Origin of the sequence: Streptomyces spiroverticillatus, assembly GCA_014650415.1 — a bacterium.
Taxonomy (GTDB): domain Bacteria; phylum Actinomycetota; class Actinomycetes; order Streptomycetales; family Streptomycetaceae; genus Streptomyces; species Streptomyces spiroverticillatus.
This window is the reverse complement of sequence record BMUX01000006.1, coordinates 490,741-513,932: the sequence shown is the minus strand read 5'-3', so window position 1 is coordinate 513,932 and position 23,192 is coordinate 490,741. Positions and strand designations below refer to the sequence as shown.

General features: G+C 69.3%; 16 protein-coding genes. 5 read left to right on the top strand and 11 right to left on the bottom strand.

Annotation, left to right across the window (positions count from 1 at the left end; translation table 11 throughout):
• Positions 1-16 precede the first annotated feature (16 nt).
• Positions 17-658, bottom strand: coding sequence for a nicotinate-nucleotide adenylyltransferase (gene nadD, locus IE269_RS19395; protein ID WP_189824258.1), 642 nt, complete (start codon positions 656-658; stop codon positions 17-19).
• 50 nt (positions 659-708) lie between these two features.
• A complete protein-coding gene (locus IE269_RS19390) occupies positions 709-876 on the bottom strand; it encodes a hypothetical protein (protein WP_189824257.1) in 168 nt (55 codons plus the stop codon).
• A 220-nt stretch (positions 877-1,096) separates the two neighbouring features.
• On the opposite strand from IE269_RS19390, the gene IE269_RS19385 reads away from it, so the two are divergent.
• Positions 1,097-2,194 (top strand): M48 family metallopeptidase, encoded by a 1,098-nt coding sequence (locus tag IE269_RS19385; protein WP_189824256.1) that lies wholly within the window; start codon positions 1,097-1,099, stop codon positions 2,192-2,194.
• Positions 2,195-2,196: 2 nt separating this feature from the next.
• Here the strand turns inward: IE269_RS19385 and IE269_RS19380 are convergent, their stop codons facing one another.
• From IE269_RS19380 to galE, 6 genes are all read right to left on the bottom strand, one after another.
• The gene (locus IE269_RS19380) at positions 2,197-3,381 is read right to left on the bottom strand and encodes an SCO2583 family membrane protein (protein WP_189824255.1); all 1,185 of its coding nucleotides are present in this window, start codon (positions 3,379-3,381) and stop codon (positions 2,197-2,199) included.
• 166 nt (positions 3,382-3,547) lie between these two features.
• A complete protein-coding gene (locus IE269_RS19375; protein WP_189824254.1) occupies positions 3,548-4,141 on the bottom strand; it encodes an SCO2584 family spore wall biosynthesis protein in 594 nt (197 codons plus the stop codon).
• A gap of 159 nt (positions 4,142-4,300) precedes the next feature.
• Entirely contained in the window at positions 4,301-5,584 is a 1,284-nt protein-coding gene (locus IE269_RS19370) for a glutamate-5-semialdehyde dehydrogenase (protein ID WP_189824253.1), read from the bottom strand.
• 245 nt (positions 5,585-5,829) lie between these two features.
• On the bottom strand, positions 5,830-6,333 hold the full coding sequence (locus IE269_RS19365; RefSeq protein ID WP_189824252.1) for a hypothetical protein: 504 nt from the start codon (positions 6,331-6,333) through the stop codon (positions 5,830-5,832).
• A 171-nt stretch (positions 6,334-6,504) separates the two neighbouring features.
• The gene (proB, locus tag IE269_RS19360; protein WP_189824251.1) at positions 6,505-7,656 is read right to left on the bottom strand and encodes a glutamate 5-kinase; all 1,152 of its coding nucleotides are present in this window, start codon (positions 7,654-7,656) and stop codon (positions 6,505-6,507) included.
• Positions 7,657-7,923: 267 nt separating this feature from the next.
• Positions 7,924-8,898: a UDP-glucose 4-epimerase GalE gene (gene galE, locus IE269_RS19355; RefSeq protein ID WP_189824250.1), complete on the bottom strand. Its 975-nt coding sequence runs from the start codon at positions 8,896-8,898 to the stop codon at positions 7,924-7,926.
• A gap of 200 nt (positions 8,899-9,098) precedes the next feature.
• Between galE and IE269_RS19350 the strand changes: the two genes are divergently transcribed.
• Both IE269_RS19350 and IE269_RS19345 read left to right on the top strand, forming a co-directional pair.
• Positions 9,099-12,005, top strand: a complete 2,907-nt coding sequence (locus IE269_RS19350) for a bifunctional glycosyltransferase/CDP-glycerol:glycerophosphate glycerophosphotransferase (RefSeq protein ID WP_438817576.1) — start codon at positions 9,099-9,101, stop codon at positions 12,003-12,005.
• The gene (locus IE269_RS19345) at positions 12,002-13,147 is read left to right on the top strand and encodes a glycosyltransferase family 4 protein (protein ID WP_189824249.1); all 1,146 of its coding nucleotides are present in this window, start codon (positions 12,002-12,004) and stop codon (positions 13,145-13,147) included. The genes IE269_RS19350 and IE269_RS19345 overlap by 4 nt, the downstream gene beginning before the upstream one ends.
• Positions 13,148-13,243: 96 nt before the next feature.
• Here IE269_RS19345 and IE269_RS19340 read toward each other — a convergent pair whose 3' ends face one another.
• Positions 13,244-14,848, bottom strand: a complete 1,605-nt coding sequence (locus IE269_RS19340) for a glycosyltransferase family 2 protein (RefSeq protein WP_189824248.1) — start codon at positions 14,846-14,848, stop codon at positions 13,244-13,246.
• A gap of 361 nt (positions 14,849-15,209) precedes the next feature.
• On the opposite strand from IE269_RS19340, the gene IE269_RS19335 reads away from it, so the two are divergent.
• Positions 15,210-17,498, top strand: coding sequence for a bifunctional glycosyltransferase/CDP-glycerol:glycerophosphate glycerophosphotransferase (locus tag IE269_RS19335; protein ID WP_189824247.1), 2,289 nt, complete (start codon positions 15,210-15,212; stop codon positions 17,496-17,498).
• Between the two features lie 81 nt (positions 17,499-17,579).
• On the top strand, positions 17,580-21,188 hold the full coding sequence (locus tag IE269_RS19330; RefSeq protein WP_189824246.1) for a bifunctional glycosyltransferase/CDP-glycerol:glycerophosphate glycerophosphotransferase: 3,609 nt from the start codon (positions 17,580-17,582) through the stop codon (positions 21,186-21,188).
• A gap of 125 nt (positions 21,189-21,313) precedes the next feature.
• Here the strand turns inward: IE269_RS19330 and obgE are convergent, their stop codons facing one another.
• Both obgE and rpmA read right to left on the bottom strand, forming a co-directional pair.
• Positions 21,314-22,753 carry a GTPase ObgE gene (gene obgE / locus IE269_RS19325; RefSeq protein ID WP_189824245.1) on the bottom strand — a complete coding sequence of 480 codons (1,440 nt, stop codon included), beginning with the start codon at positions 22,751-22,753 and terminating at the stop codon, positions 21,314-21,316.
• 179 nt (positions 22,754-22,932) lie between these two features.
• Positions 22,933-23,190 (bottom strand): 50S ribosomal protein L27, encoded by a 258-nt coding sequence (rpmA, locus tag IE269_RS19320; RefSeq protein ID WP_018103204.1) that lies wholly within the window; start codon positions 23,188-23,190, stop codon positions 22,933-22,935.
• Between the last annotated feature and the right edge of the window lie 2 nt (positions 23,191-23,192).

Below are 23,192 nucleotides of genomic sequence, written 5' to 3'. Positions count from 1 at the left end.
TCAGTGCCGTGTGCCGTCAGTCCCGGTACAGCTCGCGCTTGTCGATGTAGCGGACCACGCCGTCGGGCACCAGGTACCAGACCGGGTCGCCGCCGCGTACGCGCGCGCGGCAGTCCGTCGAGGAGATCGCCAGGGCGGGCACCTCCACCAGGGACACACCGCCTTCGGGCAGCCCGTCGGAGGTCAGGTCGTGTCCGGGACGGGTGACGCCGATGAAGTGTGCGAGGGCGAAGAGTTCCTCCGCGTCGCGCCAGGTGAGGATCTGCGAGAGGGCGTCGGCGCCGGTGATGAAGAACAGGTCGGCGTCCGCGTTGAGGGAGCGCAGGTCCCGGAGGGTGTCGATGGTGTACGTGGGGCCGCCGCGGTCGATGTCGATGCGGCTGACGGAGAACTGCGGGTTGGACGCGGTCGCGATGACCGTCATCAGGTAGCGGTCCTCGGCGGGGGTGACCAGTTTGTGGCTCTTCTGCCACGGCTGTCCGGTCGGTACGAACACCACCTCGTCGAGGTGGAACAGTGCGGCCACCTCACTGGCGGCCACCAGGTGGCCGTGGTGGATCGGGTCGAACGTGCCGCCCATGACGCCGATGCGGCGCTTGCCCGTGCCGTCCGCGCTGCTGCCACCGGCCGGACCGGTAGGCGTTACCTGCTCTCCCATGCGTGCAGACCCTACTGGCCCGTGTTCCCGGCCCGGTCCCCCGGTCCGGTTCAGCGGTCCCGGTTGAAGCGGGTGGTGATCCACAGCAGCAGCATCAGCGCGATGAAGGCGCCGCCGCCGGTGACGAGGGGGCTGAGGGAGGCGTGCTGGTCGACGTGCTCGCCGGCTTCGCCGGAGGCGAGGGTCACGAGCTGGGCTGCGGTCTGGTGGAGGCTCATCTTCGGCGGACCTATCGGGAGACGGAGGGGAGACTTCGGCAACATCGTATGCGCCGGGAGCGGGCACGCTCACGTCGACTCAGGCGTTGAGCGGATATCGGCCCCCGGGCAACCGGTCCGGGCGGGGTCGCGTCAGCTAGGAGAGGGCCTCCGACGCACCCCTCTAGGCTGGGGCCGTCCGGGGGACGGGACATGTCTCGTACGAGAGCAGGGGTCATTCATGACAGACGGCAATCACGAGCAGGGGCGGGGCAACGGGGAGGACGGCGGGCACGAGAACCTGCCGGGCCGCCAGCGCCGGCGGTTCCCCGGAATCTCTTCGCGGGCGTACGAGCACCCGGCGGACCGGTCCGCACTGGTGGCGCTGCGCAAGCTGAGCGGTTTCGACACGGTGTTCAAGGCGCTGAGCGGGCTGCTGCCGGAGCGGAGCCTGCGGCTGCTGTTCCTGTCGGACTCGGTGCGGGTGAGCGACGAGCAGTTCGCGCACCTCAACTCGATGCTGCGGGACGCCTGTTACATCCTGGACCTGGAGAAGGTTCCGGCGATGTACGTGACGCAGGACCCGAAGCCGAACGCGATGTGCATCGGTCTCGACGAGCCGATCATCGTAGTGACGACGGGTCTGGTGGAGCTCCTCGACGAGGAGGAGATGCGGGCCGTCGTCGGCCACGAGGTGGGTCACGCGCTGTCCGGGCACTCGGTGTACCGGACGATCCTGCTGTTCCTGACGAGTCTGGCGCTGAAGGTGGCGTGGATTCCGCTGGGCAACATCGCGATCATGGCGATCATCACGGCGCTGCGTGAGTGGTTCCGCAAGTCGGAGCTGTCGGCGGACCGGGCCGGGCTGCTGGTGGGCCAGGACCTCCAGGCGTCCATGCGCGGGCTGATGAAGATAGCGGGCGGCAACCACCTGCACGAGATGAACGTGGACGCGTTCCTCAAGCAGGCGGAGGAGTACGAGGCGGGCGGCGACCTGCGCGACTCCGTCCTGAAGATCCTGAACGTGCTGCCGCGTTCGCACCCGTTCACCACGGTGCGTGCGGCGGAGCTGCAGAAGTGGTCCGAGAGCCGCGAGTACCAGCGGATCATGGACGGCCACTACCCGCGGCGGGACGAGGACAAGGACACCTCGGTGACGGACTCCTTCAAGGAGTCCGCGGCCCACTACGCGGACACCGTGAAGACCAGCAAGGACCCGCTGATGAAGCTGGTCGGCGACATCGCGGGCGGTGCGGGCGACCTCGGCGGCAAGCTGCGGGACAAGTTCACCGGCGGATCGGGCCGGGGCGGTTCCGGGGAGAACGGCTCAGGGGCCTGATTTCAGCGCGACGGGGGTCCGGTCGGTTGCGCGGCGGCGGAGAGAGTGCCGCAGAGCGTTCCGGTCGCGGCCCCCGTGGCGTACGGGTCGATGCCCGCCGGGTCGGCCGAGGGGGCCGTGGAAGCGCTCGCCGGGGCCGTGGGAGACCCTGTGGCGGCCGCAGGGGCGCCTGCCGCGGGTTTTCCCGGCTCCGGGGCCCGCAGGCCCGCCAGGAGGGGCTGCCAGGACTCTGCCGCCCCCGGGGCGCCGCAGGCCTGCGGGCCGGCGAGGGCGGTGGCGGTGAGGAGTTCCGCACGATGCCGGCGCAGGTCCTCGGCGTCGTACCGGAAGTGGAGTTCCCTGCGGACGGTGAACAGCGAGGCCGCGTCGGCGCGGGCGGTGCCCTTCGCGGTGGCGGGCCGCAGCGGGTAGACGAAGGTGTGGTCGCTGGTGACGTCGAGGAGGTCGGGTCCGAGTTCGACGGCGCGCAGGGTGCCGTTGGCGCGCGCGGCACCGGCGAGGGCCACCTTCTCGGGGTCGAAGCGCACCAGCCACCCGGAGGCCTCCGCACCGGCTTTCGCGGGAGTCTCGAAGGCGGCGTCGAACTGGTTCTGCTGATCGGGGTCCAGCAGGAGGCGCACCGCGCGGACTTCGCGGCCCGTGAGGACCCTGGGGTCGAGGGAGGACTGCACCAGGTAGTCCTTGGCGATGGTGAGGGCGGCCTGCACCTGGCTCTCGGAGAAGTGCTGCGTGCCCCTGGGGACGGGCAGTTGGACACCTTCGGCACCGGTGCGGAACTGGGCGGCGGGGCTGTGCAGGAAGAGTTCGGCAGGTTTGCCGCCGGGCACCGGGCCGGTGGGAGCGAGCGGTACGACAGTGGCGTGCAGGGCTTCGGGATGGTGGTCGGACGTGGGCTGCGCAGGGGTGCGTACGCCCATGTAGACGGCGGTGGCGAAGGCGAGGACGACGAGCAGCACGAGGAGAAGCACCTGGGTGCGTCCGGTGCGTGCGGCCGGCGCCGGTGCTGGGGGCGGGAGCGTCCTGACGGCGGGGGCATGGTCGGCCGCCCGTTCCGTCGCGGAGTACTCCTGGAGTCGGGCGGCGCGGACAAACGATTCGTCGAATACGACGGACCGGTAGTCGTCGTCACCACTGTTGGGGAAGCCCTCGGGCGGGGTGCCCTCGGGCGGGTCCGATCGACCTGCCATCGCTTCTCCCTGAGCGCTGAGCCCTGCGGTGGGGAGAGAGTCTCCCTTTCAGAGTAGGTCGCGAGAAGCGAAGGTAAACGCCGCGGTACGACAGAATTTCGGCGGAACTTCCGTCATTTTGAGCGGTGTTGAAGGTTTGCCGAGGGATTCTTCGGTTCCGGTGGATTCAGGGCGTGCGGGGTTGGGCGGAAACGGCCGGAGCCGTGTATTCCGCCGACGCCGAGGGGGCGTTGCCGGGGACCGCCGGGAGCGTGGTGTCGACGCCACTGGTGGATGCGGGCGCGGGCACCTGTCCGTCCCGGCTGCCGGAGGCTCCCCGGTAGACGGCGGCGAAGGCGAAGGCCACCATGCCGATGCCCATGAGCAGGGCGAGCACCCAGGCGACGGGCCGGTGCCAGCGCGAGGAGTTGCGGTACGGGCGCAGGGCCCCGCCGTACGGTCCGTAGGGGCCGGGGAAGGCGGGGTTGCCGTAGCGATCGTAGCCGCCGCCCGTGTCGCCGTACGGCACGGATTCGCGCGACTCGTACGCGGGGTCGTCGTCGGGCGGCACGCGGCCCGCCCAGGCGCGGGCGGCGTCCGCCTCCGCGCGCGCTTCCGCGGCGGCCAACAGGCGCTCCACCGCACTCGGTTCATGAAATTCGGCGGCTTTGACGAAGTCCTCGTCGAATACCACGGAGGCGAAGTCCTCGTCCGCGCCCCCGCGGTCGTCGTCGGGTTCCCAGCCATCCGAGAACGGCTTGCCCTCCACGTCGTCCGGCACTCGTTCAGCGTAGACCCGGGCGGTCGTTTTGGGCAGAGAACGGACGGAGGAGGCAGGGGAGTTCGACGACGCGGGGGCGCGGACGCAACGGAGCGAGGAGATGCGCGCAACGGTGCGAGGGAACGTACGCAACAGTGCGAGGAAGCGCGCGCGACAGTGTCAGCGGATGTGGCCGTCGCCGGTGACGATGTACTTCGTGGACGTCAGTTCCGGGAGCCCCATCGGTCCGCGCGCGTGCAACTTCTGCGTGGAGATGCCGATTTCGGCGCCGAAGCCGAACTGGCCGCCGTCGGTGAACCGGGTCGAGGCGTTCACCGTGACCGTCGTGGAGTCGACGAGCTGCGTGAAGCGGCGGGCGGCACCCTGCGAGGTGGTGACGATCGCCTCGGTGTGGCCCGAGGACCAGCGCCGGATGTGCGCAACGGCGTCGTCCAGGGAGTCCACCACGGCGGCCGCGATGTCGTACGACAGGTACTCGGTCTCCCAGTCGGCCTCGACGGCCGGTACGACGGTGGCCTTCGTCCCCTCCGCCTGCGCGAGCACAGCGGCGTCGGCGTGCACGGTGACGCCGGCGTCGGCGAGGGCGTCCAGGGCGCGCGGCAGGAAGGTGTCGGCGATGTCCTTGTGCACGAGGAGCGTCTCGGCGGCGTTGCAGACGCTGACGCGGTGCGCCTTGGAGTTGATGAGGACGTCGACCGCGGTGTCGAGGTCGGCCTGTGCGTCGACGTAGACGTGGCAGTTGCCGGTGCCGGTCTCGATGACCGGGACGGTGGACTCCTCGACGACAGTGCGGATGAGGGAGGCGCCGCCGCGCGGGATGAGCACGTCGACCAGGCCCCGGGCGCGCATCAGTTCGCGTACGGAGTCACGGGACTCCCCCGGTACGAGTTGCACCGCGTCGGCGGGCAGTCCGGCTTCGGCGAGGGCGTCCCGTACGACACCCACCAGTGCGGTGTTGGAGGTGTATGCGGAGGAGGAGCCGCGCAGCAGTACGGCGTTGCCGGACTTCAGGCACAGGGCGGCGGCGTCGACGGTGACGTTGGGGCGCGCCTCGTAGATGATGCCGACGACGCCGAGGGGGACGCGCACCTGCCGCAGGTCGATGCCGTTGGGGAGGGTGGAGCCGCGCACCACTTCGCCGACCGGGTCCGGCAGGGCCGCCACGTCGCGCACGTCGGAGGCGATGGCGTGCACCCGCTCGGGGGTGAGGGTGAGCCGGTCGACCACGGATTCGGCGGTGCCCGCGGTGCGGGCGCGCGCCACGTCCTCGGCGTTGGCCTCGACGATCTCCTGGGTGCGGGTGAGCAGGGCGTCGGCGACCGCCAGGAGGGCTGCGTCCTTGGCCGCGCGCGGCAGCGGGGCCAGCGTGGCTGCGGCCTCGCGGGCGCGGGTGGCGGCGGTGAGGACCGGGGAGAGGTCGGCGGGGGCGCGGTGCTGGGTCATGGGGGCAGCGTAATCCTGTGCTGCGGGGCGTTTGGAGGGTGTTTCGGACTCCGAGACGGGCGAGACGGGTGGGGTACGGGGGCGGGACACGGCTCCTTGGGGGCCCGCCGGTGTCGGGGCGGGCCGGAAGGCGTCCCGGTGGGCCGGGAGCGAGAGGGTCGCCCCCTTGCCCCCGTAGCCCCCTTGGGCGACGGGGCCGCCCCAAGAGGGTGGAGCGGGCGGGCAAGGGGGCGACGGGAACGTTGTCAGTACGGGTGGACGCCCACCGGGGCCGCCGGGGGCGGGCCGTAGCCCTCGGCGACGCGCTGGTGGTAGGTGTGGCGGTCGATGACTTCGAGGCCGACGATCTCCCAGGGCGGCAGTTTCGCGGTGGAGCGGTGTTCGCCCCACAGGCGCAGCGCGACGGCGGCCGCGTCGTGCAGGTCGCGGGCCTCTTCCCAGTAGCGGATTTCCGCATGGTCGCCGGCGTAACGGCTGGTGAGCAGGAAGGGGTGGTCGTGCGCGAGCTGCTCCAGGCCGCGTCTGACCTCGGCGAGCGGGGTCTCCGCGCCGGAGACGCTGAGGGTGATGTACCAGAGGCGTGACACCTCGGGGTCCTGTCGCCGGGCAGGTCGGGTCTGCCGCTCGGGCTCGGTCTCCCGGCCTTCGCGGGTGTCGCCGCCGTCGTCGAAGTCGGCGCCCGCCCCGACGCTCGTCAGGGCTCGCTCGGCTGTCCCTCGGGGCGGCGCCCCCGGGCGCGCTCGTCTCACCGGCGGCCTCCTGATGCGTTTGTGTGCTGTACCCCCGCAACAAAGTTGACCAGTCCGGGGCCGGTTGCGGGCGGTTTTCCCGAAGGTCTCCACCGGGAGGCTGGACTTTCGGCCGTTTCGTGGACGCCCGGTGTGCACCACGAAGAGCGTGCGGGTGTGTTTGCGGTGCCTTCAGCTGTGGAGCAGTACCAGGTCGTCGCGGTGCACGACCTCGCGTTCGTACGCAGGTCCGAGTTCCTTGGCGAGATCGCGGGTGGAGCGGCCGAGAAGTTGCGGAAGTTCTTTCGCGTCGAAGTTGACCAGTCCGCGGGCGACGGCGCGGCCGGTGCTGTCGCGGAGTTCGACGGGGTCGCCCGCGCCGAACTCGCCCTCGACCGCTGCGATGCCGGCGGGCAGCAGTGACGTGCGCCGCTCGACGACGGCTCGTACCGCGCCGTCGTCGAGGGTGAGCGCGCCCTGCGGCGTGGAGGCGTGTGCGAGCCACAGGAGGCGGTCGGCGCTGCGCCTGCCGGTGCGGTGGAAGTACGTACCGGTGTCGCGTCCGGCGAGGGCGTCGGCGGCGTGGGTGGCGGAGGTGAGGACGACGGGGATGCCGGCGGCGGCGGCGATGCGGGCGGCTTCGACCTTGGTGACCATGCCGCCGGTGCCGACGCCCGCTTTTCCTGCGCTGCCGATCTGGACGTGCGCGATGTCGCCGGGGCCGGTGACTTCGGCGATGCGGGAGGTGTGCGGCTTGGCCGGATCTCCGTCGTACAGACCGTCGACGTCCGAGAGAAGGACCAACAGGTCGGCGCGGACGAGGTGGGCGACGAGGGCGGCGAGGCGGTCGTTGTCGCCGAAGCGGATCTCGTCCGTGGCGACGGTGTCGTTCTCGTTGACGACCGGCAGGGCGCCCATGGCCAGGAGCTGGTCGAGGGTGCGGTAGGCGTTGCGGTAGTGGGCGCGGCGGCTGGTGTCGGTGCTGGTGAGCAGGACCTGGCCGACGCGGACGCCGTAGCGGGCGAAGGAGGCGGTGTAGCGGGCGACGAGGAGGCCCTGGCCGACGCTGGCGGCGGCCTGCTGGCGGGCGAGGTCCTTGGGCCGCTTCTTGAGGCCGAGGGGGGCGAGTCCCGCGGCGATGGCGCCGGAGGAGACGAGGACGATTTCGCGGGCGCCGCCGCCGCGTGCGGCGGCCAGTACGTCGACGAGGGCGTCCACCCGGTCGGCGTCGAGTCCGCCCGCGGCGGTGGTCAGCGACGAGGAGCCGACCTTGACGACGACTCTGCGTGCCTCGCCGACGCCCTGCCTGGTGTTCTGAACCGGTCGTCCGCTTGCCCCTGCCACGTGCGTGCATCCCCTTGGTTCGCGTGTGCCGTGCCGCGCGCCGTTGCCGGGTGCGGTCACTTCTCTCCCGTGTCCGCGGCTCCGGTGCTCCGGTCCGCCGGGTTTCCCGCAATGTACGTGAGGGGGGTGGTGCGGTGCTCGGGGGTTCCGCTCCCCGGACGTGACGGCGGCGGGTCCTGGATGCGGCGGCAGGAGGACCCGGATGCGACGACGGCGGGCCCCGGACTCTTCCGGGACCCGCCGTCAACGTCGCGCGTGTGCGGGCGGTCAGCCCTGCGGGTGGCGGTGGCGCCAGCCCGCCCAGGCGGATTCGACCATGTCCCGTACGTCGTGGCTCGCTTCCCAGCCGAGTTCGGTACGGATGCGGTCGGCGGCGGCGACGACCCGGGCGGGGTCTCCGGCGCGGCGCGGGGCGACCTCGGCCTTGAGGTCCTGGTGGCCGCTGATCTCACGGATGACGTCGATCATCTCGGCGACGGAGACACCCTCGCCCTTGCCGATGTTGAGCACCAGGTCGGTGCCGGGGGCGGTGACGAGTTTGCGGGCGGCGGCGACGTGCGCGGAGGCGATGTCGGCGACGTGGATGTAGTCGCGGACGCAGGTGCCGTCGGGGGTGGGGTAGTCGTCGCCGAAGATGAGCGGGGACTTCCCCGCGTCGAGGCGCTCGAAGACCATGGGGACGAGGTTGAAGACGCCGGGGTCGCCGAGTTCGGGCGAGGCGGCTCCGGCGACGTTGAAGTAGCGCATGCAGGCGGTGGCCATGCCGTGCGCACGGCCGACGGCCCGGACCATCCATTCGCCGGCGAGCTTGGTCTCGCCGTAGGGGCTCATGGGGAGGCAGGGGGTGTCCTCGGTGACGAGGTCGACGTCGGGCATTCCGTACACGGCGGCGGAGGAGGAGAAGACGAAGCGCTTGATTCCGGCGGCGGCGGACGCCTCCAGAACGGTCTGGAGACCGACGACGTTCTCGCGGTAGTAGAACAGCGGCTGTTCCACGGATTCGCCGACCTGCTTCTTGGCGGCGATATGCACCACACCGGTGACGCCGTGCTTGTTCAGTACGTCGTCCAGGAGCGCCCTGTCGAGCACCGAGCCGCGCTCCAGCGGAACACCGGACGGAATCCGTGTCTCCGATCCCGTACTCAAGTCGTCCAGCACCACAACGCTTTCCCCGCCGTCGGCGAGAGCCTTTACCACGTGTGAACCGATGTATCCCGCGCCGCCAGTTACCAGCCAAGTCATAGAGGCACTATACAGAGACGCTTTGATCACTGATCGGGGCATCTCTGGGCATGGGATGAGGGGCTTCGCCCATGGGCTAGCCTGGCGAGGACTGTCGAAATCCTTCAAGATCCTTCAAGGCTCATCAGTTGGCCGTCCCTCACATACCCGCAGTTGTGAGGGATCAGTAATCAAAACGTACCGAGGACGTGAACACAGAGGTGGCCTTGTCAAGCCCGTCTCCCTCGCCGGACACCCTCCCGACGGCCGTGCCGGACATCAGCGTCGTGGTCATCGTCTACAACGATGCCCACCGCCTGCCGACGGCTGTGCAGTCGGTCCTGGACCAGACGTTGCACAACGTCGAGGTGATCATTGCGGACGACTGTTCCACGGACGGTTCCTATGCCGTGGCCAGGAAACTCGCGGCAGAGAACCCCGACCGGGTCCGGGCGATCCAGCTGGAGGAGAACAGCGGCGGCTGCGGTGAGCCGCGCAACCAGGGCATCGCGGTGGCCCGCGGCCGCTACGTGATGTTCCTCGACAGCGACGACACACTCGAACTCAATGCCTGCCGCAACATGCTGGAGGCCGCCGAGACCACGGGTGCCGACCTGGTGTCCGGCCTGTGCCTGCGGGTGCACGTCGACAGCAGACACGGCAAGACGACCGAGTGGTACCGCTGGCTCTACAACTCCACACGCACGCTCGACTCCGTCGCGGAACTGCCGGACCTGCTGGTGTTCGACACCCTGTCGACCAACAAGTGCTATCGGCGTGAATTCCTGATCGAAAGCAACCTCACTTTCCCCAAGCGGATTCATTACGAGGACCTGCTTTTCTCCGCCCAGGCTTATCTGGCAGCCTCTCGGATCACCCTGATTCCGAATACTGTCTACTTCTGGAACGTGGTCGAGAAGACCGAGAAGAAGTCGATCAGTAATCGCCGGAACGAAATCAACAACTTTGCGGACCGGGTCGAGATCCACCGGCGGATCGACAAAATCCTGAAGTCCCGCTCGATGGACGACCTGAAGCTGCACAAGGACATCAAGTTCCTGAAACACGACCTGGTCCTCTACTTGCGCGAACTGCCGTTCCTGGACGACGACTACCGGCACGCCTTCGCCGAGATGGCCCGGGAGTACGTCCAGTCCTTCGCCCCCGAGGCGTACAACGAACTGCACCCCGCCCACGCCATCTGCGCGTACCTCCTCCTCCAGGAGGACTGGGACAACCTGATGCCGGCCATCGACATGCTCCTGAACCGGAGCAAGCTGGCGATGCCGCTGGTGGAGAAGGACGGCCGCATCTACTGGTGCGAGGAGCACCTGGAGGATCCGCACGCCCGCGCCCTGCTGGACGTCACCGACCTCGGCTACCACACCAGGCCGGTCGACAAGCTGGACCTGCGCAACAGCCTCACCGGTTACACGGAGCGGCCCACCGTCGTGGAGCTCGCCGGGGCGATCGTCAACCCGCTGGGAAAGATCACACCGAGCGCGAAACTGTCCGCCGAGATCCTGCTCAAGGCACGCCGCACCAGCCTCCAGACCTTCCGCTTCCCCGTCCGCAGTGTGCGCGTCGACGGCGACCGGGTGCGCTGGGAGGCCGCCCTGCCGCTGGCGAAGGAACTGCGCCCGCTCGGCATCGTGGACGACGTGTGGAACGTACGGCTGCGTCTGAAGGTCGGCGGGAAGACGACGGAGAGCGCCATCACCGTCGGCAACACCGACATCGAGCGCACCGGCATCATCGGCGTCAAGCCGCGGCTGACGCGGCTGGCGGGCGACCGCATAGAGGCGGAGGTGTCCGGGCGCGGCCATCTGGCGTTCCACATCGTGCAGCACAGTGCGGCGTCCCAGAAGACCCGTGCGCTGATCCAGAACAACATGGACAGCCTGCCCGCGCGGATCGCCAAGAGCACGTACCGCAAGGCCCGTGACGTGCGCAAGGAGCTCAACTCCGGTGTGCGCAAGATCGACGGCTACCACCGCATGATCAAGGCGCTGCCCGTGCGCAAGGGCACCGTGGTCTTCGAGAGCCACCTGGGCAAGCAGTACAGCGACAGCCCGCGCGCGATCTACGAGGAGCTGAAGCGGCGCGGCGCCCCGATCCACGCGATCTGGTCGTACGCGGGCGCGAAGCCGACCGGCTTCCCCAGTGACGTCGAACTGGTCAAGCGGTGGTCCTGGAAGTACCTGAGGGCGCTCGCACAGGCCGAGTTCTGGGTCGACAACCAGGGTTTCCCGCTGAAGCTGGCCAAGCGTGCGGAGACGACGTACATCCAGACCTGGCACGGCTCCGCACTCAAGCGCATGGGCTTCGACGAGCCGGGCTACCGGCTGATGTCGGAGATGGAGCAGGCGTCGTACCAGAAGTCGCTGGACCGCTTCGACCACTTCGTGGTGCGCACCGAGCACGACGTGCGCACTCTTGCGCGCGCCTACCGGATGCCGGAGAGCAAGCTACTGCGCACCGGTTACCCGCGCAACGACGCCCTGGTGAAGGGGCGCGACGCGACGGTGGAGAGCGCACAGGTGAAGGAGCTGAAGAAGCGGCTGGGGATCCGTCCCGGGCTGCCGGTCGTGCTGTACGCGCCGACGTTTCGGGCCAACGCCCAGGGCAAGGTGCAGAAGTTCGAGTTCCCCTTCTCCGTCGAGGAGTTCGCGGAACGGTTCGGCGACAAGTGCACCCTGCTGGTGCGCACGCACTACCTGAACCAGGTGGCCCTGCCGCCGGCGATGGCGGGGCGCGTCGTGAACGTGTCGGAGGAACCGGACATCACACCGCTGCTGCTCGCGTCGGACGCGTTGATCACCGACTATTCGTCGGTGATGTTCGACTTCGCGCTGCTGCAACGGCCCATGGTGTTCTTCGCGTACGACTGGGAGGAGTACTCCCAGGACATCCGCGGCACGTACTTCAACCTCCTGGAAGCGGCACCGGGCCCGGTGCAGCGCACCCAGGAGGCACTGTTCGACGTGCTGGAGGACCTGGACGGCGTGCGTGCGCAGTACGGTCCGCAGGTGAAGGAATTCGTGGACCGGTACGGCGAGTACGACCACGGTGACGCGGCCGCGCAGATCGCGGACCGCTTCTTCGGAGGAAAGGGCCGGGCCCAATGACTCGACGCGACATCTTCTTCGTCGGCAACGAGGTCGACGAACTCGGCGGCGTGGCCCGCTGGCAGACCCAGATGGCCTCGCTGCTGGCCGAGCGCGGGCACCGGGTCACCGTCGTCGGCATCGCTCCCGCCGACGTCGCCATGGACCTCGGGGAGAACCCTCCGTACAAGAGGGTGACGCTGTACGAGGAGCGTCCCCCCGGCCGCAAGCCGGTGCACGGGCTGCGCGGCAGGGTCGACGTGGCCGCGCGGCTGCACAACGCGCGCCGCGACGCCGGGATGCGGGAGACGTCCGCGAAGCTGTCGCGGATGTTCCGCACGGCGGCACCGGGCGCGATGATCGTCGTCACGCAGGTGTGGGCGATGGAGTGGGTGGAGATGGCCGACACGGCCGGACACCCCGTCATCGGGATGAGTCACGAGAGTTACGAGTACTCGCGGCAGTCCTCGCGCTTCGGCCGTGTGCTGAAGCACTACAAGGACATCGACCGGCTGCTGCTGCTCACGCAGGAGGACGCCGACCTGTGGGCGGTCAAGGGCCTCAACAACGTGGGGTTCATGCCCAATCCGCTGCCGATGATGCCGGAGTCGGTGTCTCCGCGTACGGAGAAGACGGTCGTCAGCATCGGCCGGCTCAGTCACCAGAAGGGCCTCGACATGATGCTCGACGCCTGGGCGGAGGCCGCTCCCCAGGTGCCGGGCTGGAAACTGAAGCTGTACGGCGCGGGCGAGTTGGAGCAGTCGCTCAAGAAGCAGGCGACGGATCTGGGCCTGGACGGTTCGGTCGAGTGGGCCGGGCAGACCCGGGACGTGATCGGGGCGCTGCACGGTGCTTCGGTGTTCGCGCAGTCCTCGCGCGGTGAGGGTTTCCCGCTGGCGCTGCTGGAGGCCATGGCGTGCGGGGTGCCGTGTGTGGCGTTCGACTGTGCGCCGGGGGTGCACGAGATCGTCCAGGACGGTGTGGACGGGCTGCTGGCGCGTCCTGGGAACACTCCCGAACTGGCGCGGCAGTTGGTGCGGCTGATGCAGGACCAGGAGCTGCGGGACCGGATGGGCGACCTGGCCCGGGAGAACGTGCAGCGGTACTCGCCGGAGTCGATCACCCGGCGGTGGGAGGAGCTCTTCGAGTTCCTGGAGCGCTGACGGCCCCGTGGTGCACGGGCTGACGCCCCGGCGCGGTACGTGAAAGTGGGGGCTGTCCCCGGACCTGTCGTCCGAGGCCGGCCCCCGCTTCGTCGTTCAGCGGGCCAGCAGCCTCTTGAGGCGGCGGCGGAGCACGTCCAGCATTCCGTGCAGTCCTCCGGCGATCCGCACCATCAGTGCTCCGCGCGGCGTCACGTGGATCTGGACGAGCAGGGGGCGTCCCAGGCGCGGTACGACCCTGCGGCGGGCCACTCCGGGGTGTGCGGCGCGCACTTCGGCGGGGATGCGCTCGCCGCCGGCGCAGACGACGTCGGCCTGCACGCGCCAGGACACCAGGCGGGCGGCGTCGGCCAGGTCCTTGGTGGTCACCTCGAAGGCGGCCTGCCAGCTGTCGCCGGTGCGGTGCAGGGGTTGTTCGCGGATCTTCGCCGGGAGGACGTCGTGCTGGTCGGTCAGGCGCAGTACGGCCCGTTGCGGGTTCAACGGCGCGAGCAGGCCGTGGAGTTCCGGGACTGTCAGGGTGAACCCGAGCGAGTGACCGACGGAGACCGTGCCGTTGACGGTCACGGGGAGCTTGTCGGCGGGCAGGTCGGTGAGCCCGTGCAGGAGCACTTCGGGCTGCCGGCCGGACAGGACGGGCTGCCCGGCCGCGTTGGTGTACGAGGGGGGCAGCAGGCGGGGCGGCTGCGCGGCCAGGGCCATGACCCGTTCCAGTTCGGCGGGCTCCTCCCAGGCCGTCAGGGCGCGGGCCAGCCAGCGGGCCGGGGCCTGGGCGTGCTCGTGGGCGGCGGCGTCGAAACCGGCGAGGTAGGTGCGGGCGTGCGCCCACCAGGCGGCCCGGTAGTCGGGGGCGCGCTGGGCGAGTTCCCGTACGTACATGGGCAGGTCGTAGTCGAGGAACTTGGTCTGCGCGGCGACGGCGAGGTCGGGCTGGCCCGCGGTGCGGAAGACCTCGACCACGCGGCGGTGCGCCTCCACCCGGTGCTCCCAGTTGGCGAGGGTGGCGCGGCGCAGGGAGATGGAGAGCACGGCGTCCGCGCGGCGTACGTGCCAGATGTAGACGGGGGTGTCGATGACGGCCATGCGGGGGGCGGCCGCGTACACCTTCGCGGTGAAGACGAAGTCCTCGTAGTGGAAGGCGCCGTCGGGGAAGACGGCGGCGTGCTCGGCGAGGAAGTCGCGGCGGTAGAGCTTGTTGACGGAGAGGGTGTCGACGAGGAACTCGGGGTGTGCGGCGATGCCTTTGAGGACCGTTCCGGGCAAGGTGGCGCCGGCGCTGGTGTCGTAGAGGGCGGGTGCCCACACGGTGTCGTGGTTCTCGGGAAGTTCGCGGCGTACGCAGGCGCCTGCCACGACGTCGATGCCGGGGGCGGCTTCGGCGAGGAGGGCGTCGACGGCGCCCGGCGGGTAGACGTCGTCGCTGTCGAGGAACATCACGTAAGGAAAGGCGGCGGCCGCGATGCCGTCGTTGCGGGGGCTGCCGCAGCCGCCGCTGTTCTCCGTCCGGTGCAGGGGGCGCACCCGGGGGTGCCGGGCGGCGAGGGCGTCCACGGCTTCGCGGCTGCCGTCGGTGGAGGCGTCGTCGACGACGATCACTTCGCCGACGGCGGCTCCCTGGGCAAGGGCGGACTCGACAGCCGTGGTGATGCGGTCCGCGTCGTTGAAGACGATGACGACCACGGTGATCTGTGCGGGGTGCACCCTGAATGCTCCTCATTGACGTTGCACCGGCCGTGTGGACCGGAACTCTCCGCGCGCCGCTCCCCGGGGAAACCGGCCCCAAACTCCGCTGCAACCAACGTCACAGAACCGGTTGCCGCACCTGGCACTTCCAGGGTAGACGCCTCGCGCCGAGGATTCCGCTTTGCCGGTTTTCGCCAGATCCCAGGCCACCACCCTGGAATCTCTCACCCAAGTGACCGTAAAGTGAACGCCTGTTCCCTCTCACCTTCACCCACCGCTTACAACCCTCGATGAACCGCCGAACCGCCAGATCCCTCCGGCCCCACAGCACGACCGGCACCCCGGCATGCCGTGCACGCTGCTCACGAACAGGTGAAGAATGCCTCGATTGACCCTAGTTGTCCCCACGTACAACGTTCAGGGATATCTACGCGAGTGCCTCGACTCCGTCCTGCATCAGGACTTCACCGACTTCGAGATCCTGGCGGTGAACGACTGCTCTCCCGACGCCTCGGGTGCCATTCTCGACGAATACGCCGCGCTCGACCCCCGTGTGCGCGTCGTCCACCTCTCCGAGAACGTGGGTCTGGGCCGCGCCCGTAACGTAGGCATGGAACATGCACACGGAGAGTATCTGCTGTTCCTCGACAGTGACGACACACTGACGCCCGGTGCACTGGGGGCGATCGCCGACCGCCTGGAAGCCACCAAGGACCCCGACGTCCTGGTCTTCGACTACGACCGCACGCACTGGGACGGCAAGTCCGTACGCAACCTGCTGCACGAACACCTGCGGAAGGCGGAGGCGTCCGGCGCCTTCCCGCTGACCCGTCACCCCGAACTCCTCGACCTGCTCCAGGTCGTGTGGAACAAGGCGTACCGCCGGGAGTTCGTCATCGAGCACGGCTTCACCTTCCCGCCCGGCTACTACGAGGACGCCCCCTGGACGTTCTGCTCGCTGATGACGGCGGAGAACATAGCCACCCTGCACCTCGTCTGCGTGCACTACCGGCAGCGGCGCGAGGGCGGCAACATCCTGCGCACGACGAGCCGCAAGCACTTCGACGTCTTCGACCAGTACGACAGGGTCTTCGCGTACCTCGACGCCACTCCCGCACTGGAGCTGTGGCGTGCGGACATGTTCCGCAAGATGACCGACCACTACCTGACGATCCTGGAGCACCCGAACCGGCTGCCGCGCGAGGCGCGCTCCGAGTTCTTCCAGCGTGCCGCCGCCGACTACCAGCGGCGTGAACCGGCGGGCTTCGTGCGCCCCGGCGGCAGCCGCGGTCACAAGTACCAGCTGATGGGCCGGGGATCGTACTCCGGACTGCGCGGCGTGAAGACCGTCGCCAAGGCGCGCAGCGCCGCCAAGCAGCACGGCCGCCGTCAGGTCACACGTGCCAAGCGGTCCGTGATGGGGGTGTACTACCACTCGCAGCTGCGGCTGCCGTTGGACGAGAACCTCGCGGTGTTCTCCTCGTACTGGAGCAGTGGTTACGCCTGCAACCCGGCCGCCATCGACGCCGCGCTCGCCGAGTGGGCGCCGCACATCCGCCGGGTGTGGGTGGTCAAACCGCGCGACCGGCACCGGGTGCCCGACGGCGTGGACGTCGTGCTGGCGGGGTCCCGCGAGTACTGGGCGGCGGTCGCCCGCGCCAAGTACATGGTCAACAACGTCAACTTCGCCAACGCCGTGGTGAAGCGGGAGGGCCAGATCCACCTCCAGACGCACCACGGCACACCGCTGAAGGCGATGGGCCTGGACCAGCAGAAGTATCCCGCGGGCGCCACGATGGACTTCGAGGCGCTGATGGAGCGCTGCGACCGGTGGGACTTCAGCATCACCTCCAACCGGTTCTCCACCGCCGTCTGGGACCGCGTCTACCCGTGCTCGTACACGGCGATCGAAACGGGCTACCCGCGCAACGACATCCTGCTGAACGCGACCGCCGCGGACGTCCTGCGGGCGCGCCGTGCACTGGGACTGGCCGACGGCACGACCGCCGTGCTGTACGCACCGACGCACCGGGACTACGAGCACGAGTTCGTGCCCCGGCTGAACCTGGAGCAGCTCGCCGAGGAGCTCGGCACGGACTTCACCGTGCTGGTGCGCGGCCACTACTTCTACCGGCACACGACGGGCGACACCCACCACGGCGACGCCCGGATCGTGGACGTGTCGGGGCACCCGGAGGTCGAGCAGCTGTACCTGGCCGCCGACGCTCTGGTGACGGACTACTCGTCGTCGATGTTCGACTACGCGAACCTGGACCGTCCGATCGTCGCGCTGACCGAGGACTGGGCCGTCTACTCGGCGGTCCGCGGCACCTATTTCGACCTGCCGAAGGAGGCGCCCGGAGCGGTGGCGGGCTCCCAGCAGGAACTGACCGAGATCTTCCGCAGCGGCGCCTGGTGCGACGACGAGGCGGCCCGCAGGCGCGCGGCGTTCCGGGAGCGCTTCTGCGACTTCGACGACGGGCACGCGGCGGAACGCGTGGTGCGCCGGGTGTTCCTCGGTGAGGCGCAGGAGGCGCTGCCGCCGGTGGTGCCGCTCGCCGAGCGGAAACCGGCCCCCAGCCCGTCCACGCTTCTCCTGAACGCCGTGCCCTCCCCGCGAGGCGCCACCACTGCCTCCGGTCCCCGCTCCGAACTGCTGCCCGGGTGACCGTCCGGACCGTCGCTGCCTGCGGCGGTCCGGATTCGTTTCCCGGCATCCTCTGCTCCACCCCAGGAAGGTCTTCCCTCCATGCCCCCCAGGCTCAGTGTCATCGTCCCCGTCTACAACGTGGAGACGTATCTGCCGGCCTGTCTGGACTCGCTCGCCGCCCAGACGTTCACCGACATCGAAGTCCTCGTGGTGGACGACGGGTCTCCGGACGACTCGGGGCGGATCGCCGCCGAGTACGCGGCCCGCGACCCACGCTTCAAGGTCATCGTCAAGGAGAACGCGGGTCTGGGGGCGGCCCGCAACACGGGGCTGGAACACCTGCACCCGGAGGCGGAGTTCGTCGCCTTCGTGGACAGTGACGACATCGTCCTCCCGGACGCCTACCGGGTGATGATCGCGAGCCTGGAGGAGAGCGGCTCGGACTTCGTCACGGGCAACGTGCACCACATCAACGCCACCAAGGTGTGGCAGTCGTGGATGCACCGCATGCTGGCGGGCGGCGCCGTCCAGCGCACCCACGTGCACCAGGACAAGCGGCTGCTGGCCGACCGCACCGCCTGGAACAAGGTCTTCCGGCGCGACTTCTGGGAGAAGCACGGGCTGTCCTTCCCCGAGGGCGTCCTCTACGAGGACACCCCGGCGATGATTCCGGCGCACGTCCTGGCCGAGGCCGTCGACGTCATCAGCGAGCCCGTCTACCTGTGGCGGCTGCGCGACGGCGAGCAGGCTCCCTCGATCACCCAGCGCCGTACCGAGCCGAGGGCGGTCCGGGACCGCACCGGGGCGGTGCAGCGCGTCAGCCGCTTCCTGGCGACCCGGACGAGCGCCGAGGACGCCGAGCTGAAGCACGACTACGACCGCTCCGTGCTCACCGACGACCTGCGGCTCTTCCTCAACGTCCTGCCGGACGGCGGCGAGGAGTACCACGCGGAGTTCCTGCGGGTCGTCAACGGCTATCTGGACGGCGTGGACCCCAAGCTGGTGATGGAGCTGCCCGCCGCGGACCGGGTGAAGTGGCTCCTGGTGCGCAAGCACGCCATGGCCGAACTCGTCGAGATGATCTCTGCGGAGCGGCGCGGCGAACGGGTCGAGGTCAGCGGACTGCTGCGCAAGTACGCACAGTTCTCGGGTCTCGACAAGGACGGCACCGCCGGTCTGTCGAAGCTGGTGCGCCGCATCGACCCCGACCTGGAACTGAAGGCGCCGCTCCAGGAGATCTCCTGGGAGGGCGGCAGGCTCCGGATGCTGGGGCACGCCTGGATCGACAACATCGACCAGGCGACGAAGCACAGTGCGGTCAAGGTGCTCCAGCTGAAGAAGGGCGGCAGCCGCCGTCGTTCGGTGCTGCCGCTGCGCAACGTGCACTGCCCGGAGGCCACCACGTACTCCGGTCAGAAGCAGTACAACTACGACTGGGCGGGCTGGGAGGTGTTCCTGGACCCGGCGAAGCTGGCGGGCCGGGGCGGCGTCTGGCAGGAGGGTGTCTGGCACGTCGGGCTCGGTCTCGCTTCCGCCGGCCTGGTGCGCAAGCGCGCGGTGCACGCCAGTGGCCCGGTCGCTGCGGCGCACCCGCCGTACAAGTGGCTGAGCGAGGACTTCCGGCTGGTGCCCTCGGTCGAGAAGACGTCGCTGAAGCTGCGGGTGGAGAAGGTCCGGGCGCTGGTCACCGGACACCGTGCGGTGGACGGGGACATCGAGATCGAGGGCACGATCCGGGAGTCCCTGAAGCCCGGCGAGACGGTGTCGCTGCGGGTCACCAACCGCAAGAGCGGCGAGGTGCTGACGTACGCGGTGGTGCTGGAGCCGGTCGTCGGCGGCCGGACGCCGTTCCTGGTGCGGGTTCCGCTGGCGGACGTGGCGCTGCTGCCCGAGCACCAGGACATCTCGACGGAGGAGTCGCCTGCCACGGGCGTGGACCCGTCGCTGGCGGTCCGCCGCGACTGGAGCACCGCGCTGCTGGTGCACGGCGCGGACGGCAAGGAGCGTCAGTTCTCCACTGTGGTGCGTGACGGTCTCGCCGACCGTCAGATACGTCTGCCGCGCACTCTGGGCGAGGACGCCGACCGCAACGAAGTCGCGTTGCTGTCCGGCGCCAACGGCTATCTGAAGTTCTCCGGGCGCCCGCTGCGGGCCAGGCTGACGCGGGTGCGCTGGCAGGACGGCCGGTACTTCCTGTCGGGCACGACGCCCGCGGACCTGACCGATGCGGTGCTGGTGGTCTCGGCGCGGGACTTCTTCGACGAGAAGACGGTGCCTCTGACGGTGCTCCAGGACGGTTCTTTCGAGGCCGACTTCGCCCCGTCGAAGCTGTCGGGGCCGAAGGGCAGTCTGCCGCTGAAGAGCGGCCGGTGGAACTTCTTCCTGCGCTCCGCCGGCAGCAAGACGGACATCGCCTTCGTCGCGGACCGGCTGGCCGTGCCGTCGCTGCCCGCCGAAGGCACCGCGGACGGCCGTTCGTACGCCCTGGAGTCGCGCTGGTTCGACTATCCGCAGCTGAACTGCCTGCCGGACATGAACGTCATGGAGCACGGCGAGTACCGGCAGAACCAGCTCCTTCGGGAGGTGTACCGGGCGGGCCGCGAGCTGCCGTTGCGCGACAGCGTGCTGTATCTCAGCTTCAACGGGCGCCAGTTCTCCGACAGTCCGCGTGCCATCCACGAGGAGCTGGTGCGCCGCGGCTCGGACCTGGAACACCTGTGGCTGGTCCGCGACAGTCAGTTGGAGCTGCCCGACACGATGAAGAAGGTGTCGTTCTGGTGCACCGACTGGTACGAGGCGTTGGCGCGCAGCAAGTACATCGTCACCAACGCGCACCTTCCGCACTGGATGGAGCGCCGCCCGGGCCAGGTGGTCGTGCAGACCTGGCACGGCACCATGCTCAAGCGCATCGGCCTGGACATCGACGCTCCGAAGTTCGACCCGGACTATCACCACAACCTGCGGGCGGAGACGAAGAACTGGAGCATGCTGGTTTCCGCCAACCGTTTCAGCACTCCGATCCTGAAGCGGGCGATGGGCTTCGACGGCCCGGTGGTCGAGACGGGTTATCCGCGCAACGACTATTTCTACGCGCCGGACCGTGACGTGCGGGCGAAGGAGATCCGGGAGCGGCTGAACCTCCCGGAGGGCAAGAAGGTGGTTCTGTACGCGCCCACCTGGCGCGACGACCTGTCGCACCGGCGCGGTCAGTTCCGCTTCGACATGCAGCTGGATCTCGACGACGCGCAGGAGAAGCTGGGCGCGGACCACGTCCTGCTGGTGCGCCGGCACGCCAACATCGTGGACGCCGTTCCCGGTGCGGGCAACGGCTTCGTCTTCGACGTGTCGGAGTACCCGGACATCGCGGACCTGTACCTGGTCTCTGACGTACTGATCACGGACTACTCGTCGGTGATGTTCGACTTCGCACACACCCGGCGTCCGATGCTGTTCTTCACGTACGACCTGGAGCACTACCGCGACAAGCTGCGCGGGTTCTACTTCGACTTCGAGAAGGACGCTCCGGGGCCGCTGATCGCGACGTCGCAGGAGTTGGTCCGGGCCGTGCGCGAGGTGGACGAGGTGTCCGTGCCGTACCGGGAGAAGTACGAGGAGTTCCTGCACCAGTTCTGCGACCTGGACGACGGGCAGGCCTCGGCGCGGGTCGCGGACCTGATGTTCGAGGCGGGTGCGGATCCGCGTCACTGACGCGCTTTGTCGGACGTACAAAAAAAGGGGCCCGGTTCCAAGAAGAAAACTTCTTGGAACCGGGCCCCTTTTCCTGGCCCTTTTTCGCGGCGTCGGACGCCGGAAAACAAATAACTGACGATGCGTCAGAAAGGCTTGAACTCGTCGTATTCCTTCTGCGAGTTGTCGCGCTCGGCCTCGCGGTCCTTGCGGCGAGTGGCCGCGGGGCGCGGGGCGTCGAGGCGGTGGTCCTCGCCTCGGCGGCCGAGCATTTCGGCGCCGGCCATGACGGTGGGCTCCCAGTCGAAGACGACCGCGTTCTCCTCGGAGCCGATCGCGACGGCGTCACCCGCGCGGGCGCCGGCCTTCATCAGTTCGGTCTCGACGCCGAGGCGCGAGAGGCGGTCGGCGAGGTAACCGACGGCCTCGTCGTTGTTGAAGTCGGTCTGCTGCACCCAGCGCTCCGGCTTCTCGCCGCGCACCCGGTAGACGTTCTCGACCTCGTCCTTGATGACCTTGAAGCCGCTGTCGTCGACGGCCTTGGGGCGGATGACGATACGGGTCGCCTCCTCCACCGGCTTGCGGGCGCGCAGCTTGGCGATGCCCTGGGCGAGGGCGAAGGACAGTTCCTTCAGGCCCACGCGGGACACGGCGGACACTTCGAAGACCTTGTAGCCGCGGGCTTCGAGGTCCGGGCGGATCATGTCCGCGAGGTCCTTGCCGTCCGGGATGTCGACCTTGTTGAGGACGACGAGGCGCGGCCGGTCGTCCAGACCGCCGTACAGCTTGAGCTCCTCCTCGATGACGTCGAGGTCGGAGATCGGGTCACGGTCGGACTCCAGGGTCGCGGTGTCCAGTACGTGCACGAGGACCGAGCAGCGCTCGACGTGCCGCAGGAACTCCAGACCCAGGCCCCGCCCCTCGCTGGCGCCCGGGATCAGGCCCGGGACGTCGGCGATGGTGTAGACGGTGGAGCCGGCGGTGACGACGCCCAGGTTGGGGACGAGCGTCGTGAAAGGGTAGTCGGCGATCTTCGGCTTCGCGGCGGAGAGCACGGAGATCAGCGAGGACTTTCCGGCGCTCGGGTAGCCCACCAGTGCCACGTCGGCGACGGTCTTGAGCTCCAGGACGATGTCCGCGGACTTGCCGGGCTCACCGAGCAGCGCGAAGCCGGGGGCCTTGCGGCGGGCCGAGGACAGGGCGGCGTTGCCGAGGCCGCCGCGGCCGCCCTCGCCGGCGATGTAGGTGGTGCCGTGGCCGACGAGGTCGGCGAGGACGTTGCCCTCCTTGTCGAGCACCACGGTGCCGTCCGGCACGGGCAGGATCAGGTCCTGGCCGTCCTTGCCGGAGCGGTTGTCGCCGGCGCCGGGCTGGCCGTTGGTGGCCTTGCGGTGCGGGCTGTGGTGGTAGTCGAGCAGGGTGGTCACGGCCTGGTCGACGACGAGGATGATGTCGCCGCCGCGCCCGCCGTTGCCGCCGTCCGGGCCGCCGAGCGGCTTGAACTTCTCACGGTGTACGGAGGCGCAGCCGTGGCCTCCGTTACCCGCGGCGACATGCAGTTCGACGCGGTCCACGAAGGTGGTCATGGGTGTCCTCCAGTACAGGTAATGCGGAATGTCTACATACGTAACACGCCGAGGGCGGACACGCTTCCCCGGTAGCCGGGAAAGAGCGTCCGCCCTCGGAACGTGCGGTGTGTCGCTCCGAGCACCACGAGGGTGCTCAAACCGAGCGCCTCAAGAGGTGCTCAGGAAAGCTGGCTTGTTCAGCCGGCGATCGGAACGATGTTCACGACCTTGCGGCCACGGTGCGTGCCGAACTCGACCGCACCGGCGGCGAGAGCGAACAGCGTGTCGTCGCCACCGCGACCGACACCCGTGCCCGGGTGGAAGTGGGTGCCGCGCTGGCGGACCAGGATCTCACCGGCGTTGACGGCCTGGCCGCCGAAGCGCTTGACGCCGAGCCGCTGAGCGTTGGAGTCGCGACCGTTCCGAGTGGACGATGCGCCCTTCTTGTGTGCCATGT